At 60.3% G+C, this 16,119-nt stretch carries 19 protein-coding genes and 1 pseudogene; 7 read left to right on the top strand and 13 right to left on the bottom strand.

The features are described 5' to 3' along the window. Positions 1-48: 48 nt before the first annotated feature. Positions 49-1,200 carry an acyltransferase gene (locus KP010_RS21690; RefSeq protein WP_216281750.1) on the bottom strand — a complete coding sequence of 384 codons (1,152 nt, stop codon included), beginning with the start codon at positions 1,198-1,200 and terminating at the stop codon, positions 49-51. Positions 1,201-1,353: 153 nt separating this feature from the next. Here KP010_RS21690 and KP010_RS21695 point away from each other — a divergent pair. After that, a pseudogene (locus KP010_RS21695) lies at positions 1,354-2,040 on the top strand (IS630 family transposase); the annotation flags it as partial. On the opposite strand, the gene KP010_RS21700 reads toward KP010_RS21695, so the two are convergent. The 4 genes from KP010_RS21700 to traA form a co-directional block, all read right to left on the bottom strand. After that, on the bottom strand, positions 2,037-3,401 hold the full coding sequence (locus KP010_RS21700; RefSeq protein WP_142863158.1) for a TIGR03808 family TAT-translocated repetitive protein: 1,365 nt from the start codon (positions 3,399-3,401) through the stop codon (positions 2,037-2,039). The pseudogene KP010_RS21695 and the gene KP010_RS21700 overlap by 4 nt on opposite strands. A 143-nt stretch (positions 3,402-3,544) precedes the next feature. Further along, a complete protein-coding gene (locus KP010_RS21705) occupies positions 3,545-4,684 on the bottom strand; it encodes an acyltransferase (protein WP_216281751.1) in 1,140 nt (379 codons plus the stop codon). Between the two features lie 113 nt (positions 4,685-4,797). Then, entirely contained in the window at positions 4,798-5,487 is a 690-nt protein-coding gene (locus KP010_RS21710; protein WP_166145085.1) for a hypothetical protein, read from the bottom strand. 40 nt (positions 5,488-5,527) lie between these two features. Further along, positions 5,528-8,239 carry a Ti-type conjugative transfer relaxase TraA gene (gene traA, locus KP010_RS21715; RefSeq protein WP_216281753.1) on the bottom strand — a complete coding sequence of 904 codons (2,712 nt, stop codon included), beginning with the start codon at positions 8,237-8,239 and terminating at the stop codon, positions 5,528-5,530. Between the two features lie 283 nt (positions 8,240-8,522). On the opposite strand from traA, the gene KP010_RS21720 reads away from it, so the two are divergent. The 3 genes from KP010_RS21720 to KP010_RS21730 all read left to right on the top strand — a co-directional run bounded on the left by KP010_RS21720 (position 8,523) and on the right by KP010_RS21730 (position 9,513). Continuing rightward, positions 8,523-8,843, top strand: coding sequence for a mobilization protein (locus tag KP010_RS21720; protein WP_253203974.1), 321 nt, complete (start codon positions 8,523-8,525; stop codon positions 8,841-8,843). 94 nt (positions 8,844-8,937) lie between these two features. Next, positions 8,938-9,201, top strand: a complete 264-nt coding sequence (locus KP010_RS21725) for a hypothetical protein (RefSeq protein WP_142863171.1) — start codon at positions 8,938-8,940, stop codon at positions 9,199-9,201. Positions 9,202-9,273: 72 nt separating this feature from the next. Continuing rightward, a complete protein-coding gene (locus KP010_RS21730) occupies positions 9,274-9,513 on the top strand; it encodes a hypothetical protein (RefSeq protein ID WP_216281754.1) in 240 nt (79 codons plus the stop codon). Positions 9,514-9,568: 55 nt separating this feature from the next. Here KP010_RS21730 and KP010_RS22980 read toward each other — a convergent pair whose 3' ends face one another. Then, complete coding sequence (locus tag KP010_RS22980; protein ID WP_253203975.1) at positions 9,569-9,718, bottom strand: hypothetical protein; 150 nt, start codon at positions 9,716-9,718, stop codon at positions 9,569-9,571. A gap of 125 nt (positions 9,719-9,843) precedes the next feature. Then, the gene (locus tag KP010_RS21740) at positions 9,844-10,200 is read right to left on the bottom strand and encodes a hypothetical protein (protein ID WP_216281756.1); all 357 of its coding nucleotides are present in this window, start codon (positions 10,198-10,200) and stop codon (positions 9,844-9,846) included. A 294-nt stretch (positions 10,201-10,494) separates the two neighbouring features. Here KP010_RS21740 and KP010_RS21745 point away from each other — a divergent pair, with 294 nt between their 5' ends. After that, on the top strand, positions 10,495-10,752 hold the full coding sequence (locus tag KP010_RS21745; RefSeq protein ID WP_142863167.1) for a helix-turn-helix domain-containing protein: 258 nt from the start codon (positions 10,495-10,497) through the stop codon (positions 10,750-10,752). Positions 10,753-10,866: 114 nt separating this feature from the next. On the opposite strand, the gene KP010_RS21750 is transcribed toward KP010_RS21745, so the two are convergent. The 4 genes from KP010_RS21750 to KP010_RS21765 form a co-directional block, all read right to left on the bottom strand. After that, entirely contained in the window at positions 10,867-11,637 is a 771-nt protein-coding gene (locus tag KP010_RS21750; RefSeq protein ID WP_216281757.1) for a hypothetical protein, read from the bottom strand. 254 nt (positions 11,638-11,891) lie between these two features. Continuing rightward, positions 11,892-12,113, bottom strand: a complete 222-nt coding sequence (locus KP010_RS21755) for a hypothetical protein (RefSeq protein ID WP_216281758.1) — start codon at positions 12,111-12,113, stop codon at positions 11,892-11,894. Between the two features lie 184 nt (positions 12,114-12,297). Next, positions 12,298-12,570, bottom strand: coding sequence for a ribbon-helix-helix domain-containing protein (locus KP010_RS21760; RefSeq protein WP_253203976.1), 273 nt, complete (start codon positions 12,568-12,570; stop codon positions 12,298-12,300). Between the two features lie 71 nt (positions 12,571-12,641). Further along, entirely contained in the window at positions 12,642-13,301 is a 660-nt protein-coding gene (locus tag KP010_RS21765; RefSeq protein WP_253203977.1) for an AAA family ATPase, read from the bottom strand. Positions 13,302-13,475: 174 nt separating this feature from the next. Here KP010_RS21765 and KP010_RS21770 point away from each other — a divergent pair, with 174 nt between their 5' ends. After that, positions 13,476-13,949: a hypothetical protein gene (locus KP010_RS21770; protein ID WP_216281759.1), complete on the top strand. Its 474-nt coding sequence runs from the start codon at positions 13,476-13,478 to the stop codon at positions 13,947-13,949. Next, positions 13,946-14,254, top strand: a complete 309-nt coding sequence (locus KP010_RS21775; protein ID WP_216281761.1) for a type II toxin-antitoxin system RelE/ParE family toxin — start codon at positions 13,946-13,948, stop codon at positions 14,252-14,254. Before KP010_RS21770 ends, KP010_RS21775 begins: the two co-directional genes overlap by 4 nt. 48 nt (positions 14,255-14,302) lie before the next feature. On the opposite strand, the gene KP010_RS21780 is transcribed toward KP010_RS21775, so the two are convergent. Together KP010_RS21780 and KP010_RS21785 are read right to left on the bottom strand one after the other, a co-directional pair. Then, positions 14,303-15,259, bottom strand: coding sequence for a tyrosine-type recombinase/integrase (locus KP010_RS21780; RefSeq protein ID WP_216281762.1), 957 nt, complete (start codon positions 15,257-15,259; stop codon positions 14,303-14,305). Then, the gene (locus tag KP010_RS21785) at positions 15,260-15,721 is read right to left on the bottom strand and encodes a hypothetical protein (protein WP_216281763.1); all 462 of its coding nucleotides are present in this window, start codon (positions 15,719-15,721) and stop codon (positions 15,260-15,262) included. Positions 15,722-16,119 lie beyond the last annotated feature (398 nt).

The raw sequence follows: 16,119 nt of genomic DNA on the forward strand, positions 1-16,119 counted from the left end.
GCTACCACTTCCACGCCATGCGCCGCCAGAATGGCGCCGGGTGAACGCTTACCTTCGGAAAAGCATTCCGGATAATTTTGCGGATGGAGCCTCGATCCAGCGCCTGCTGAGTCCGGCGACGGCCAGCACTGTCGCGAGATAAGCGATGGTGACGGCGAGAGACGCAACGTCTCCGCCGAGCGTGATCACCTTCAGCGGCGAGCCGTCGAATCCCGCGACGAATGTCGTCAGATCCCTATGCGTCGCCTTTGCGATGAATTGAACGGGACGATCGATCAAATTGGCGATGATGAAGGCGTGCCAGAGATAGATCGAATATGACGAGCGTCCGAGCCAATCGAACAGGGGACGGCTCATCCAGGCGGAAATCAGGCCTTGTTCCGACGCAAAAACATAGACTGCCACGGAGAACACCAGCGGAGCCGCAAAGGAGGCCGCTCCATGCCCGGCCGTGGCGACGAAGACAATGACGACCGCGAGAACGGATAATTCCGCCGACGAGCCGAATTTCGGCGTCGTGGCGCACCACGCCCGGTAAGTGAAATATCCCGCGAGGAAGCCGGAAAGGCACCGAAGCAAACCCAAGTTAAAAGAAACGTCGATGTCCCGGGAGAGAGAGACGAGCGCCGCATAGCTCGCGGCGAGCAGCGCCGCCAGCACAAAGGCGGTGGTGCGCATTTCCGAGAAAATGGCAAAGCGTCTCGCCGCCAGGCCAGAGAGAGACAAAGTCCCCGCAAAGATCAGATAGGTCCAGAATTCCGAGCTGATGCTCCAGCTCGGACCGTTCCAGGTCAGGCGATCGTTGATCCCCAGCGCCTGCAGCAGCAAAATATTCGAGGGAAGCCGGGTCGCCGCCGTCGCTCCCGAGAAGGGCGGATCGGCGAAGGTCACGAGGCCCTGCGCCTGTATGAGGCTTCTCGCTCCTTCGACGGCGAGGAAAGCGATCAAGACCACGATATGCAGAGGCCAAACCCGCCAAAACCGCCGCAATGCGAAGTCGGCAAAGACTCGGCCTGTGGCCAGCCGTTCAGCATAGCCGTGGGTGATGACAAAACCGCTGAGAACAAAGAAGAAATCGACGAAGAGCCAGGAGTTGCGGACAAAGCCGGCGGAATAGACCGGGGAGAGGATGTCCAGATGAAACAGCGCGACGCAAAGGGCGCAAACTCCTCGCCAACCATCGAGCACACGAAACCGCATAAAAAAATCCTCGCTTCGATAAAATCAGAGGTGACGCCCCGGCCGATGGTGAAAAAGGCGGGAACGGGCTCAGCTAGTGCACGACACCGACAAAGGATTCAAAGACGCACCACAATGTGCGAGTCCGTGCTCATGACCCAGACTGTCAGCATCATGGGGGTTTCGCTGCGGGCGGTGCAGCGCCTCTGGGAAAAGCATCGCCTCCAGCCGCATCGCATCCGAACATTCAAGCGGTCGACCGATCCACAATTTGCCGAGAAGGTCGAGAATGTCGTCGGCCTCTACATGGACCCGCCGGCTCACGCCGTCGTGGTCTCCATCGACGAGAAGAGCCAGATCCAGGCGCTCGACCGCACACAGCCCGGGCTGCCACTCAAACCCGGAAAATGCGGGACCATGACCCACGATTACAAGAGAAACGGCACGACCACCCTGTTCGCCGCGCTCGATATCCTGCACGGAACCGTCATCGGTCGTTGCATGAAGCAGCATCGGCATCAGGAGTTCATCCGCTTTCTCTCCGCGGTCGAGCGTGCCATGCCGGCGGGCAAGGTCATCCACGCCATCCTCGACAACTACGCGACCCACAAGCATCCCGCGGTCATGAAGTGGCTCGCCGATCACCCACGCTGGACCTTCCACTTCACGCCGACCTCAGCCTCGTGGTTGAACGCCGTCGAGGGGTTTTTCTCGACGATCACGCGCCGTAAAATCCGTCGCGGCGTGTTCAAATCCGTGCCCGAGCTCGAAGCCGAGATCGCCCGCTATATCCGGCAGCACAACAAATCCGCCGAGCCTTTCATCTGGACGAAGCCGGCAAAGTGCACTAGTCACATCTAATAAGATCGATTGTTTCCCACGAAGACATTGCCGATCTGGGTGTCGTACTGGTTTCCGTAGTCGGTGCTACCCGACACGCGTGCAACAGTGCCGGTGCTGTCGTTGTACACGACAGACACGATCGCACCTCCCGTCGCACCCTGAATTTGGTTGCTCGAAATGACAATCTGCCCGGCTCCGCTTTGAGCACTGTAGCCAATGCCGATCGGACTATTCAAAACCAAATTGCCATTGACATTAAGATCGTGGGTCGATGCATTATGGCCTGGGTTGATCCCAATTCCTGCGGCTCCATCAACGAGGTTGCCCGAAATGACGGCGGCGCCTTCCGCATAAATGCCGTAGGCGATGCTGACAGTCGGAACATATCCCGGATCATTTATCGTCTGATGAATGATGTTGGTCACACGGTTGCCCGTGATGGTGACGCTCTTTGCGGTGCCTTGACCACCGGTTCCCGAATTGGCGACCGCGATTCCATTGCCCGCCGTATCGATAATGTTCCCCGAGACGACAGCGCCGTTCAGGTCGATCCCCGCGGTTGGCGCTTCGATGAATATCGCCATCTCCCGGGAACCATAGCAGTTATTGCCTTGAATAACGAAATCTCCGCCGCCATTGCATCGGATCGCGGAATATTGACACCCGCTGATGGTGTTTGCCGTTATTGTGACAGCGACCGCGCGGAAGACGAGAATGCCATTCCCATTTTGACCCGTGCCACTTCCGCTTTGAATGCCATTGATATTATTCTCGGATACGATGCTGCCGTTGCCCGTGACGGTCGATGTCCAAATCAATATACCGTTATTGGCACAATTCTGGACCGTGTTGCCATTGATACGTGAAACGGCATCTACTGTCCAAACACCGTAGCTGCATTGATAGACGAGGTTATCTCGTATCGTGCAAGCTGAACCAGAGACATATACGCCACAAGCCACCGAATTATAGAACTGATTGTTGGTTATTTCGATATATGGCGCGTTGGTGACAGAGAGAAGCGCCGAGGAATCGCTTAAATTAGTGAAACTAACGTTGTTTCCGTTGAAGTTGATGCCATCAATTTTACAGCAAAATATGCCACTAATATTCAAAAGATTGTTTCCAGACGTGAGCTGCAACACAACCGTGCCCGGAATTGCATAAACGGCCAGGGTTTGTCCCCCTCCAGTGCTGGAGTTCACGAGAATTTCTGTTGTTGTATAGACGCCTGGTTTAATGAACAATGGAAGGCCACCGCTTCGAGCTTGGTCAAATGCAGCTTGAACATTGGCCACGGTGGACCATCCGGCGCCCGGAGACGATGCCGCATTCTGAAGGATGACCGCAGTGTCGGACGTTTTCGTATAGAGAGTCACAGCTCAAATCTCCAAGGCAAGTAGATGAAATTACTTATAAATCGCGCAGCAAGAATCCATTTAACTGCACTTAAATGCGCGATTACGACTTCCTCCTTGACGGAATAGCCGCGACGCAGCTTAAGGGGGAATCATTGATATTTCTAGTCTCCTCCGCGTATCGTACTCGAAGACGAGGTCGTCGATACGCTGTCTCGGCTAGGATTCGCCGAAGGCGTTTTGGCGACTCGCGTAATCCAACTCCGCATAGGCCGTTCGAAGTAGCGGTAGGAAAGCAAGGACAGTACGATCGTAATCCCGAAACTTGCAAAGGCGAAGGCGAAGGTCCACGGCGTCTCGATTAGATGCAGACGCCGCGCCGCTACCAGAAGCGGCACACTCACAAGAACGTGCGACATATAGAGCGCGTAAGAACTCTCCCCGAGAACGAGGAGAACTCGGTTCTTCATTACAGAGGGGACCTTGCCTGCATCAGCAAGAGCAGCGAAAACGATGAGCGAGCAGAAAACCGGCAAGACCAATTCACGCCGAACGTCGAGTGACAGCACGACCAGCGCACTCGCAGCCAGCGCGTGGACAGTCCACCAGGATGGCTTGCCGCGTAACTGGCCATTGCATATCGCCTCGGCGGTCGCGGCGCCGGCAAAGAAGCTGGGGAGGGCGCGCAACATTCCAAACTGATACGTCAAGTCCATCCAATCCTGTGCGCCGAGTGCATTGTGAACTACAATCATGGCGGCCACCATCAGCAGGGAGCAAAGCATGCTAAACGAGAGACTGACACGGCGAACGATAGCGAAGACGGCGGGCGCCAGCAGGTAGACAAACCACTCCGCGCTTATCGACCACGAGGGCACATTAAAACTCGGATGGTCGAGGAACCCCCAGGCTTGCACGAGGAGCAGATTCGCCGGCAGGCCAGAAAGCGCCAATATCTCCGGGTGATTGGGCTGAACGTGCAGAAGATGCGCAATGGCGATGAGCAACAGATAGCAAGCCAAAATCAGGACGTGCAACGGATAGATGCGCGCCCACCGGGCCCGTAGAAACTCCCCGTATTCCCGAGCAGATCCCAGACGGCTCCGATAACCCTGCACCATGACTAAGCCGCTGAGAATTAAAAAAAAATCGACCATGCAACTGAGATTTGCGACAATGGTAAACCGCGTCGCCAACCCCAACTGAAAGTCAATATTATAATGAAATAGGACGACGCCGCTCGCAGCTAAAAAACGATAGCTGTCCAGCACAACATACCTGGCCGAATTATTTGTGGACTGCATGGATGGCGCTCATCAGCTGGTCAAGCGAGTGAGGATATAGAGCCCGTCTTTGGTGGGTACGTCTGCCCCCTGAATCTAGAAATAGGTGAATCGTGAGGCCTTCACATCTCGCCTCAATAGCCTTTCAGAATGGCGAACGGCGCCTGCTCGGTTCCCCAGTGTTTCAATCCCGGCTCGACGGCGACGCAAACCCGCACGCGGCCTTTGTTCTCCCCACAGTTCCCGAATTCGATCTTCAATCCCTGATCCCGCATTTTTTGCGCAGTCATCTTCATGCCGTCGATCTCGCCCTGCCGATCGGCCTTTTCCAGCGCCAGATTCGCCAGCTCCGCCCGTTGCCAAGAGAGCGCCGCCCACAGGCTGAGCCCGATCAGCGCCAGGGCGCTGACCACGCCTGCCAAGATGACGGCGAACGCGCGATCGGAAAATTTCGCCGCCTGCTTGTCGAGAATGATTGCAGCGCGGCGCGCATCCTCGATCTGCTGCGTGAAGCCGGTCACCAGCGGCGCGAACGCGATCCCCGCCGCCTTGCCGACTTTGGCGCCCGCCTGGGAAAGGCTCTCCCGCACCTGGTCGCGCACGGCCTCGGCTCCGGCCTGTTCGGCCCGCGCTCCGATCTGCTCCGCCTCAGCGCGGAGCTGCTTCAGAACCAGCTCCGCATGGAGGATCAGCCGCGCGATGGCCTCGGCGTGCTGCGCTTGCTGAGCCAGCCCCTTGTCGAGAGCGGCCTGCGCTTGTTCGGCGTGCACGAGCAGCCCGCCGATCTCCTCCATGATCCTGCCGTCGCCGGAATCCGTCGCCATTTTTCAAATCTCCTCGAGCAAAAGCCACCCTCGAAAATCATCATCCCGGTCCAGGACCGCGAAACCGCTGCCGCGACGCCTGTTCGCGGTCGACCTCTTCCTGCCGTTGCTGTTCCTGCTGTCGCTCCGCTTCGACGCGCTGACGCTCGGCCTCCTCCGCTCGCCTCGCCTCCGCTTGCTGGAAGGCCTCGCGGGCCTTCGCGGCTCCCTGCGATTTGTAGAAGGCGAGCTTCGCCTCCTGAATGAGCGCCTGCCGACGCTGCGCCGCGGCGGCGTCCTCCTCCGGACGCGCGCGCTGCGACCCCTCGGACGCCTTCTCCCCGTCTTGCCCCTGCGCCTGGCGGTCGTGGCGCGCCTCGTCCCGGCCGCCCGCTCTCGCCGCCGCCGCGCGATCCTCGTCGGCCGCCGGCGCCCGCCCCTGGACCTCGCGCGAAACCTCGATGTCGCTGCACACGCCGAATTCCGCCGCGATCCCGCGCCGCTCGGCATAGTCGAGCGTCGTCTCCTTCGCCCCGGACCGCGACAGCCGCCCCGACAATGCGCGCAGATCCGCGAACTGGTCGCGCCCGGCGTAGAGCCGCGCCTCCTCGCGATGCCGCGTCATCGCCACATAGGAAAGGTGCCTATCCATCCCCTCCGACGCCAGCACATAGGCGCGGTCGACCGTCGCCCCTTGGGATTTGTGGATCGTCGTCGCATAGCCGTGATCGATCGCCGCATACTCGGCCAGCGAGACGCCGACCTCCCGACCCCGGCCCGGTCCATCCACATCGTCGAGCCGCGCCGACAGCCGCCCCTCCGAAACCTCCGACACGACGCCGAGCATCCCGTTCTTCACGCCGAGGTCGCGATTGTTCTCCAGAAAGATGATGCGGTCTCCGGCCACGAACGCCCGCTCGCCGTCATTGGTCATGAAACGCCGCTCGCCGGCGTCGTCGCCCCGAGCCAGCTCGCCCGCCGCCTGGCTCGCCTCGCGGATCGCGGCGTTCAGCTCGCGAACGTCGGCGCGCCGATGCGCCAGCACCAGGCGGCTTCCCTCCGGACGCTCCCGCATGTCGCGCCCGACGTCCCGCACGATCGCGTCGATCGCCTCGTCCCGCGTCTCTGAGAACCGCACGGCGCCGCGCTCGGCGTAGGCGGCGAGCCCGTCTTCCGTGCGATGCCGCGCGAATTCCTGCGACGCCTGCCGCTGCCACCCCTCCGCCTGCCGGCGCACCTGCGCGAGCTCCGCGAAGCCGACGCGCTCGGCGACGGCCCGGAACGCCGCCCCGGCCTGGATCGGCTGCAATTGCTCCGGATCGCCCACCAGCACGATCTTGGCGCCCGCCTTCTCGGCCGCGCCGATGAACGACGCCAATTGCCGCGACGAGACCATGCCCGCCTCGTCGATGACGAAGACGTCGCCCTTGCCGAGTTCTCCCCGCCCGGCGCTCCATCCGGCTTCCCACGACGCGAGAGTTCGCGACACGATCCCCGACGATTGCTCGAGGCCATCGGCCGCCTTGCGCGACAACGCCGCCCCATGGACGCGATAGCCCGCGCGCTCCCATGCATCGCGCGCGGCGGACAGCATCGTTGATTTGCCCGCCCCGGCGAGGCCGACCACGACAGAAATCTCCTCCCCGCCGGCGAGACAACGAACCGCCTCCCGCTGCTCCTCGGACAGGAACGGTCGCACGGCCAGCGACGCCTCGACATGGCGCTCCGCGACGCCATGCTCCCGAACCTCGCCCATGCGCGCGGCCGACAGAACCATGCCGCGCTCGATCTCCACCATCTCGCGCGTCGAATAGCGCGCCGCCTCGATGATCCGCCCGTCCGGCCCCCGCCGCTCGCCTTGCAGCTCGACCAGCGCCGGACTTGCCATCACACTGCCGAAGGCTGCTTGAAAAGCCTCCGCGCCGTCGATCGCGCGATGCAGCGCCCGCGCGACATCCCGGCGATCGAACACGCTCTTTTCGCCGGTGATGATGGAGAGAACCTGCTCCGGCTTCTCGCGGATCAATTCGGCGTTGCGGCGCGTCGTCTCGCTGTCGACCCGCGCGCGCGCCACCCTCTGGCGACTCCGCTCCATCTGCGTCGCATGAACGCCCATATGCTCGCTCGGTGCGATCTCCAGCCCCCGCTCCATATGCGAGCGATGATCGATGTGAATTTCCAAGCCGGCGCGCGCCAGATGCTCATTGGCCATCTGCTCCCAGCTCTGGCGGATGTCTCGAAGCTGAGCCTGCGAGCTGGGCATGTCGCGCGCGATCAGCCATTTGTTCTCCCGCTCGATCGCCGTCTTGTCGCCGAGCCCGTCGGCCGTCACCGCCCGCGTCGTCATCATCAAATGCGCATGATGGTTGCGGATGTCGCTCACCCGCTGCGGCGAATGGATCGCGAAATCTACGGCCGCCCCATAACGATCGGCCAAGCCTCGCGCGAATTCCCGGCAAAGCTCTTCACGCTGGGCGGCGGTCAATTCATGCGGCAGCGCGATCTCGAATTCCCGCGCCACACGAGCGTCGACGCGCTTCTCGGCAGCCTCGGCGGCGTTCCATAAGGCCGAACGATCGAGCGCCCATTCAGCCCCGGAGCCGAGCGGAATGACGATCTCGCTGTGCTCGACGCCGTCGCGCCGAGTGAAGTCATGGGTGAGGCCGTCGCGTTCGTTGGTTAGGCATTCACCGGAACGATAGGCGGACGCTGCTACGGCGCTTCTGCCGGATGCACGGCCAATCGGCTTCATCGAAAGGTGATAGATCGCCAATGGGATAAGCTCGAAATCATAGACCGCGATCAGGAAAGCATATCCGCGCCAGAGTTGCGAAGCAACTCGTAAGTGCGCCCTTGAACAATCCTTCGCTACGCTCGGATCGTTCAAGGTGTCCGCCCTGTAGCCGGATTTCTGCCAGCATGGCTAGGTCAGCGTGTGACACCAAAACCGTCGAAGATGATCGCGCTAGCGTCACGGTCGCGAAAGCGCTTTGCCGTGGCTTTTCGCTCAGCTATGATTCTAGTATCCTGAATTGATTACCTCGAAGGAATTTTCCATGGCGCGTAAGACAATTGCCGAACGCATCGCTCAACTTGACGCCCGCAAGAAGGCCCTGCAAGCCCGCCAAGGAAAGCAGGAACGCGCCGACGACACGCGTCGCAAGGTTCTGCTCGGCGCTCTCGTTCTGCATCGGCTCGAGAACAGCGGCGATCAAGAGTTCTCGAAGCGCCTCGGCGACTGGCTGCGCCGCGAGCTGCCGGTGTTCCTCACGCGCGATTCCGACAAGGCGCTGTTCGGAGAGATGCTCGGGCAGACGGAGGAGAAGGTTGCGGTGCCGCCGTCGCGAGAGACCGAACCAGCCGACGCGTCGGTTTAGCTAATTCGGACGATAAGGACCACGCTGAGAGCAGCCGCTGTCGGCCGACTCGCGATCGAAATGAGCCATAATTCCTACTTGCGAGAGGACGATCATGCAGACCAATATCGCTCCCACCAGCAGGCGCTATTCTGGTTCCAATGGGTTCTTGTTCATGGGCGCCATGCTCGCCATAGCGCTCTCGTCCATCATCTATGTTGCGGCCGATAACGCGTTCGAGGAACGACCGATTTGCGACCGGGTCTTCAAAGATTTCATGGCGGCCGAAAACCTCGTCGACCTCGAACGCGCTAAATTCATCCTCGACAAGTTGGACTGCTCCATGGCGCGCCGATTGGAACGCCGGACCGGCGAGTGAGCCGTGCTGTAGTGGTCTCCGATTCCGCCGCCCGCCGCGAAGAATATCGCATCGACGCCAGAGGATGCTCCCATGAGCCACCCCGATTTTTACGATGGCCTGCTGGACTGGCCGCTGTACGGTCCAAAGGACGGTGAAATCGCCGATCTCGTTCTCGAGCTTGCGGACAAAGGGCTCCGCCTGGCCGAAATCGAATGCCGGATTAAGCAGAATCTTCGCGCCTGGCTCGACGATATCGAAGCGGTTGGAACAACAGCTCCCCTTCCGCCCCCAGAGAGCGAAGGCCCGTCTCGAGGGCGCCGCTCGATTTGAACGAGCGCTTCTCTGTCGGTAAGGTAGCCTTCGCCGCCCCGACCTTGTTCGTGCGCTATTTTTGGATGTTTTCACGAATGCGCTCTTGCCTGCCGGCGGCGGCTGGCGTGAACCGAAATATTCGCCCGCCGAGTGCGCCTTCGTAGGCGCGTTCACGACGAAACAAGCTGAATTGAACGACGGTGTTCGGGACCGCCACTTTCATAACTCTCTCGTCGACGGCGAGAAGTTCGACTTCGAAAGTTTCGCCCGGACGATCCACATCGACCAGAATTATGTATCTTTCCACGGCGTCTTCTCCAAAATGCTTCAGAAAGGTCCATCCAATTTTCAGACATCGTCATCGACCGTCAGCAGGCGATGGCGCTCGACTTCCAGTTGGAAGCCGTCAATTCGAACCTGTCGCCGAAAGGCGCCGCACTGATCCGCCGCGTCGAACTCGGCCAGCCGCGCGAGAGCGACGGCGTTGGGAATGATCACCGGGCGATAGACGGAGATGGTCGCGGCGAAAAATCGCAGGGGAAGCCCTAGCGTGGACGCGCCGTTGTTTCCGACGATTACGGCCCTGCCGGCGATTGGTGGTCGGCTTCCACGAGCCGGGAATGTCCAGAGCCCCGTGACCGGCTCCGTCGTCCTTCGGCTGTCGCAATAGGCGACATGGGCGTCGTCGAGATGGATCCGTTCCATGTCGTCGCACCCGATCAACCGGCGGAGAGTGCGGTGGAAATGCGTCGGATTGAGTTCGACGGCTCGGATTGTCACGGCGGCGGGGTCGATCAGATAGCCTGATAGGGTCGGGCGTGCGGAAGGCATTGCGCAATCTTTTCTGAAAATCGGGTCGGTCTGAAATCGTCCGGCGAGGCCGACGCCTCCCTTGGCCGGATCGGCCGGCGTTCGGCGCGCCGCAGAATAGTCGATTTTGGACTAGTCTGAAAACGACTTTATTTCCAGTCCGGTCTTTCCCAACCGGAGCAGCCCGGGATGGGCCGCTCGGTCCACAGCAAGCCCTACAAGGAATTTCTGGCGTTGATGATCGCCGCGCGCGAGCGCGCCGGTCTCACCCAGGAAGGACTCGCCGAACGCATCGGCCGGACACAATCTTTCGTCTCGAAATACGAGCGCGGCGAACGTCGTCTCGACGTGGTCGAGTTCGCCGAATTCGTAAAAGCGATGGATCTCGACCCGAGCGCGGTTTTCGCGCAATTTTTGCGACACGCTTTCGACGATGCGACGCGATAACTACAAGCAAAGGTTGCCGTTCGGAGGATCGAGCTTCCTCTCCCTTGTTCGTTTTGCCGAACCTCGCCGCCTCACTTTCATCGAAAAGCCTCTTCGCGGCGGAGCCGCGTAAAGCTATGTCCTCCTCGAGACGCTGTTTAGCGTCTCGAGGAGGACATTTTTGGAATGTTGACCGCGTGAAACGCGGTCTCGATGTAAGGTTCTGAAAGAACCTTTGTCCGTGGCCCCTACTTTTTTGCACCCTCCCCTCTCGGCCGAACCGCCGCGCGCTTGCGCGTTTCGTTTGGCGCTCCGCTCGATCCACGTCTTCCACTCCCGCGACACCACACGCACCACATTGGCGAGGTTCGGCCGCTTGTCGCGCCGCCGCTCCTCGATGGTCACGAGCCCTTCGCGCGCGGCTGCCCGCAAGGCGTTACGGGCCGTGGTGACGCACACCCCGGCCCGCGCGGCGATCTCCCCCAGGGTCAGAAAACAGGCGCCACGATCGCGCGTCGCATCGGCGACGATGCGCAGGGCGGCGAGTTCCCCCGTCGTGAATCGGCTTGCGAGGCGGGGCGGCATGGGACCGGACGCCGCGAGGGTTCGGCGCCGCTCGATCGAAGCCCGCCGATCGGGCGAGCGCGCCGCCTTCCGCTTGGGTGGAAAGTGGCTCGGTCGCCCCTCCCCCTTTGCCAGCGCGGCGACCTGTGGCGCCCGGTTGGCCACCGTGTCGATTCCCCGAACCTCTCGCTTGCGTGCCTCCAGCGTCTCCGCCAACGCGCTCGCCTGCTCGTCGGTGAGCCGCCCTTCCCCCCAATCGGCCCAGATGGCGCGAGCGTACCCGTCGAGGGTGGAAAGAGATTTCGTGCCGCTGATCGCGGTCAAAAATTCCAACGAAGTCATAGGCCCTTCTCCAGGGCCGCGAAAACCTCCCGATCAGCAAAGCTCATGTCTGGCGGCTGGGCGCACGTCTCCATTGCCGGGCGAGCAAGGCTCGCCGGTTGAAAACATAGCTCCGCCATTCACAAAACCTCACGGCTTTGCGTTGACACGAAACTCGGGCTGTGGGAGATTTGCCGGGCTATCTCGGCGGCTCCCACAGTCGTCATCAACGGCCTTCAGCTCGCCAAAGCTGGGGCCGTTTTGCTTTTCAGGGGTCAGCGCGGCTTTGTTGCGCTTTCCTCTGGACGGAACAGGCTATGGATCGCGTGCTCCATCGCTTCGCGACGAGTCTTGAACTGGCCTTTGGCAATTAATCTGTCGATCGCATCCCGAGCGCTTTCATGAACGAAAACGGTCGTCTCGTAGAATCCTTCAGCTTGCTTCTTACGACGAGAAGCGGCCTTGAACGGAGCTGTCGATTTCCGCGCCTGAGCCAACACAAATCACCTCGCTGACTAGTCAAACTGCGTGAGTCGCTCGATTCTGGCAACCCCTAAAAAAACAATCCTTGTTGCGTGAAAAAAAAAGCCTGCCAAGCTGACAGCCTGGCGGGTGGTGGCGGCGTAAGGAATGTCCAATGCTGTATTGCCAGCAATCAGGCATTACAGCAAACTGGGAGCCCTACCCCTGCTTCGCGAATAAATCGGCAAGCGCTTCGCGCATCAAATCCTCGATCGAGCGACCAGCGTCCACGGCAAGGCGCTTCAGCTTCTTGTGTTCGTCGGGCGCGACGGCGACGGTGATCCGCTTCATGCCCTCGCGCGTCGCCGCGAAATACCGCTTACCCCCTTCTTCCTCGGCCTTACGCTCTGGTTGTGGCGTAGAGGACTGTACGGCCTTCTGTGCTGCGACGGCTTTCATGGTGTCGGCTAGGCTAGGGCGCTTCATGCTCATCAGGCAAAATTCCTGCTCTTGCTTTACTGGCACATAGCAGCATGCCTAATTGCTGGCAATATGTATTGCTGCTAAAGCTGCAATTCAGCAAAAAGCCAATCCCGCAAAGCGGCAATTTCTTCGGCCGCCTTCCCACCCGGCTCGTATTCTGGAGCGGTCTGCCCTGCCGTCAGGGCATGGCCGTATGCGGCGCGTTGTTGCAAAGTCACTGGCGCCACGTCGATGCCATGAACGGCTACTGCCTCCCGCGCGTCGTTCAGGATGTGCGAAGCGCGAGGTGGCAGGGCATTGAGAACAACGAAGGCCCGCTTGCCCGCGATTTTCACAAAGTCGGCTGTTGCACCAATGGCCCTAAGGTCGAGAATTCCGGCACGGCAGGGAATAAGCACAAGGTCAGCGGCACGGGCGGCGGCCATGGCCGCGCCCTCCGCGTGCGGTGCAGTGTCAATGATACAAAGGGAGGCCCCGCCTTCCCGTGCCGCCTGCACCCCCGCTGTAAGCCGACTGTGAGGCAAGGGGACAACCACGGGCGTTTCAGCAGGGCGGGTGTCCTTCCACCCCGCCGCGCTCGCCTGGGGGTCAAGGTCGATCACTGCACAAGGCTTGCCCGCCGCTTCAGCTGCGGTGGCGAGGTGAAGGGCAAGGGTCGTTTTCCCAGCGCCGCCCTTTTGGCTCAAAATGGCGAGAATCTTCATATTTGCTGGTGTAGCAGCAATATGATTTGCCTTCAAGGCATAATTCCTGGTTGCCTTATTGCCAGCAACTTGGCAACCAGCATTGATAGCGGAGCAAACTTTTCCCCTGGGAGCTTAAGGCGCTGAACGACCAAGCTCGGTTTGGCCTGGACTTCCATGCGATCATACTAAATACTTCCACATCTCACATTTAGAAGGTATGGCGGCCAAATGACGATCAGGACGGCGCAGCCGGAAGTCATCGACGGCAAGGCCGTCCAGAGCCTCGTCGAGGCGCACGCCATTCGCGGAGCCGTCGTCCTCGGCCAGCCTGGCGGATGGGCCGTCCTCGTGCGCTACGGCGCCCTGGAACGCGCCGTCGCCGCGCAGCGCGCCCGTACCCCCCGCCTCTGGCGCAATCTCGCCACGGCGGCCGCCTTTGTGCGTGACGAGCTGGGCGTCGCCCGCTTCGAGGTCGATGCGCAGGCTCATGCGCCCGACGCCGGCGCCCGGCGGCGTCCTGATCAAGCCGCGCGGATGAAGCATAAGCACGAAGCCGCTGAGCACGACGCATGGTTCCGCGCCGAGGTCGAAAAATCTCTGGCGCGCGCCGACAGCGGCGAAGCGGAATGGATTCCCCACGAAACCGTCATGATGAAACTCGATGCGCGGATCGCGCGCCTCAACAAGAGAACCGGCGCTTGAACGTTCCGGTTCTCTGGCAGGACCAGGCCATCGCGGATCTCGATCGTATTCTCGATTATATCGAGCGGGAAAGTCCGCAAGGCGCGCTGACCATGGCGCGCGCCATCCGGGAGGGCGCTGAGGCGCTCTTGAGCGAATATTCCAAGATTGGCCGCCGCGGGCGCGTCGCCGGCACGCGAGAGTTGGTTATCGCTCGAACGCCCTTCGTGCTTGTCTATCGGCTACGTCGGTCGCCCCAGCGCGTCGAGATTCTGCGGCTGCTGCATGGCGCACAGAAATGGCCGAGTGAGAAGAAGCGCAGATAAGCCGCTTTCGGATTTCATGAGTTCCGAGAGAGAAGATGCCGCGTTGAATCAAATCGTAATCCTCTCCACCTCGTCCAGGCTCATTTCGTCGCGGCGGCGGTCGTAGAGCTGCGTCGTGCGCGTCGAGGCGTGGTTCGCCATGCTGGCCGCCTTTTCGAGCGTGCCGCCGTTCTTGAGATAGGCGGTGATGCCCGTGGCGCGGAAACTGTGATTGCCGATCTTGGTGCCGATGCCGGCCGCGAGCGCGCGGCGCCGGATCATCGCATAGGCGTTCGCCTGGGGCAGGGGGGTCGAGGTCAGTTCGCCCGTGCCGCGGCCGATCGTGCGGAACAGGAAGCCCTTCGAATCGCCGACGAGCCCGCAGCCGTCGATATAGGCGTGCAGATAGCTCTCGAGATTGTGATGGCACGGCATTTCGTGGCGCTTGCCGCCCTTCTCGTGCAGCCGCACCCATAGGCGGCGGTTCTGCACATAGACGTCCTCAATATTCATGGCGAGCGCAGCGCCGACGCGCGCGAAGGAATAAACCATCAACCCGATGAGCGCGCGGTCGCGCAAACCGGCGGGCGTCGTCACGTCGATGCTATCGAGAAGCATACGCGCTTCCTGTGGATCGAGCACCGGCGTCTTGCCGACTTTGACGATATGCTTCGGCCCGCGCACGCTCGCCGCCGGATTGATCGGCACGATCTGGCTGGTAACGAACCAATCGAAGAGCATACGGATAGCGGCGAGATGCTGCTTCGCGGTCGGCGCGCTGTGAGAACGCGTGAGTAATTCGACATAGGCGCCGACATGCAGCGGCTCGATGTCGACGATCGACGCGAGGCAGCGCTGCTCGCACCAGCCGAGGAAGTCCCTGACGGCGCGGCCGTAGGCACGCCGCGTGTGCGCGTTACGGATGTTGGCGACGAAGAATTCGAGGAAGCTATATGCAGCACGATCCCCCGCAGCGGCCACAAGGGCGTGAACGGGGTAATGACCGATTGCAACCAGTTCCTTCATTCAGAAGGCTGTCGGCACTATTTGAAACCAAAAATCTTTATTCGTCAGCACCGAACCATTTGCCCGTCCGTCATCAATTGTTTGGGTAACAACATCAACATGATCATTTGTAATTTCGTGAATATATACGTGCCACCCCTCTCTTGTTGTCAACAATACAACAGGCCGCGATTTGAAATTGTAGCTGTCGAACGAAATTCTAACAAACGGCCCCGCAATAGATGACCTAACGCCGGATTCTGGCGTCAGACTATCAAGCCCGGCCCCGTTATAGTGACCAGATATTGACTTCAAGCCAACTCGCAGTCGCGAAACTTCTATTCTTAATTTTGCTACATCAGAAAGACACTCTCTGATTTGGTCAGCAGATGGTGTCTGCGGAAAAGGGTCAGGGCATTCGGCATTTACGGGCACGCTAATCAGACACAAAAGCATTGCCGCTTGCATAGCATTTATATTCATTTCATTTTCCTCTTAACTGCTTTGCTATTTCCTCAACAGTGTTAATCTCAACGCCACTATACTTAATTACCCTGCACCATGGAAATCTCGACCAAACATGCATACAAGTAACCGCCTCCGTTTTATTTGAAAATGCATCGATTGCGCTCAACAAGGCTGTGAGAGCGACCACTATTGCCGTCGCCGACGCAATCCGACTGTTTAGAGTGTTCGGTTCCTTGCTCGGCATCCCGGAACCGCTCCTATGTTCAGCTTCCTGCCTTGTCGGCCCAGTCATCGCATATGATAGTCGCCAACTATGAATGCGCCGCCACAACTCTTTCAAGTCGATGCTGATGCCCCATGACGTGCCCCTGAAAAATCCCCCCAGCATCGATTAGAGTCCGGCCGATTGCAGG

Origin of the sequence: Methylosinus sp. KRF6 (assembly GCF_018887255.1) — a bacterium.
In the GTDB taxonomy this organism is placed as follows: Bacteria; Pseudomonadota; Alphaproteobacteria; order Rhizobiales; family Beijerinckiaceae; genus Methylosinus; species Methylosinus sporium.

Coding starts and splice junctions, on each gene's coding strand:
- KP010_RS21690 (WP_216281750.1), bottom strand. CDS start 1,200: ATGCGGTTTCGTGTGCTCGATGGTTGGCGAGGAGTTTGCGCCCTTTGC.
- KP010_RS21705 (WP_216281751.1), bottom strand. CDS start 4,684: ATGCAGTCCACAAATAATTCGGCCAGGTATGTTGTGCTGGACAGCTAT.
- KP010_RS21710 (WP_166145085.1), bottom strand. CDS start 5,487: ATGGCGACGGATTCCGGCGACGGCAGGATCATGGAGGAGATCGGCGGG.
- KP010_RS21720 (WP_253203974.1), top strand. CDS start 8,523: ATGGCGCGTAAGACAATTGCCGAACGCATCGCTCAACTTGACGCCCGC.
- KP010_RS21725 (WP_142863171.1), top strand. CDS start 8,938: ATGCAGACCAATATCGCTCCCACCAGCAGGCGCTATTCTGGTTCCAAT.
- KP010_RS21730 (WP_216281754.1), top strand. CDS start 9,274: ATGAGCCACCCCGATTTTTACGATGGCCTGCTGGACTGGCCGCTGTAC.
- KP010_RS22980 (WP_253203975.1), bottom strand. CDS start 9,718: ATGAAAGTGGCGGTCCCGAACACCGTCGTTCAATTCAGCTTGTTTCGT.
- KP010_RS21740 (WP_216281756.1), bottom strand. CDS start 10,200: ATGGAACGGATCCATCTCGACGACGCCCATGTCGCCTATTGCGACAGC.
- KP010_RS21745 (WP_142863167.1), top strand. CDS start 10,495: ATGGGCCGCTCGGTCCACAGCAAGCCCTACAAGGAATTTCTGGCGTTG.
- KP010_RS21750 (WP_216281757.1), bottom strand. CDS start 11,637: ATGACTTCGTTGGAATTTTTGACCGCGATCAGCGGCACGAAATCTCTT.
- KP010_RS21760 (WP_253203976.1), bottom strand. CDS start 12,570: ATGAGCATGAAGCGCCCTAGCCTAGCCGACACCATGAAAGCCGTCGCA.
- KP010_RS21770 (WP_216281759.1), top strand. CDS start 13,476: ATGACGATCAGGACGGCGCAGCCGGAAGTCATCGACGGCAAGGCCGTC.
- KP010_RS21780 (WP_216281762.1), bottom strand. CDS start 15,259: ATGAAGGAACTGGTTGCAATCGGTCATTACCCCGTTCACGCCCTTGTG.
- KP010_RS21785 (WP_216281763.1), bottom strand. CDS start 15,721: ATGAATATAAATGCTATGCAAGCGGCAATGCTTTTGTGTCTGATTAGC.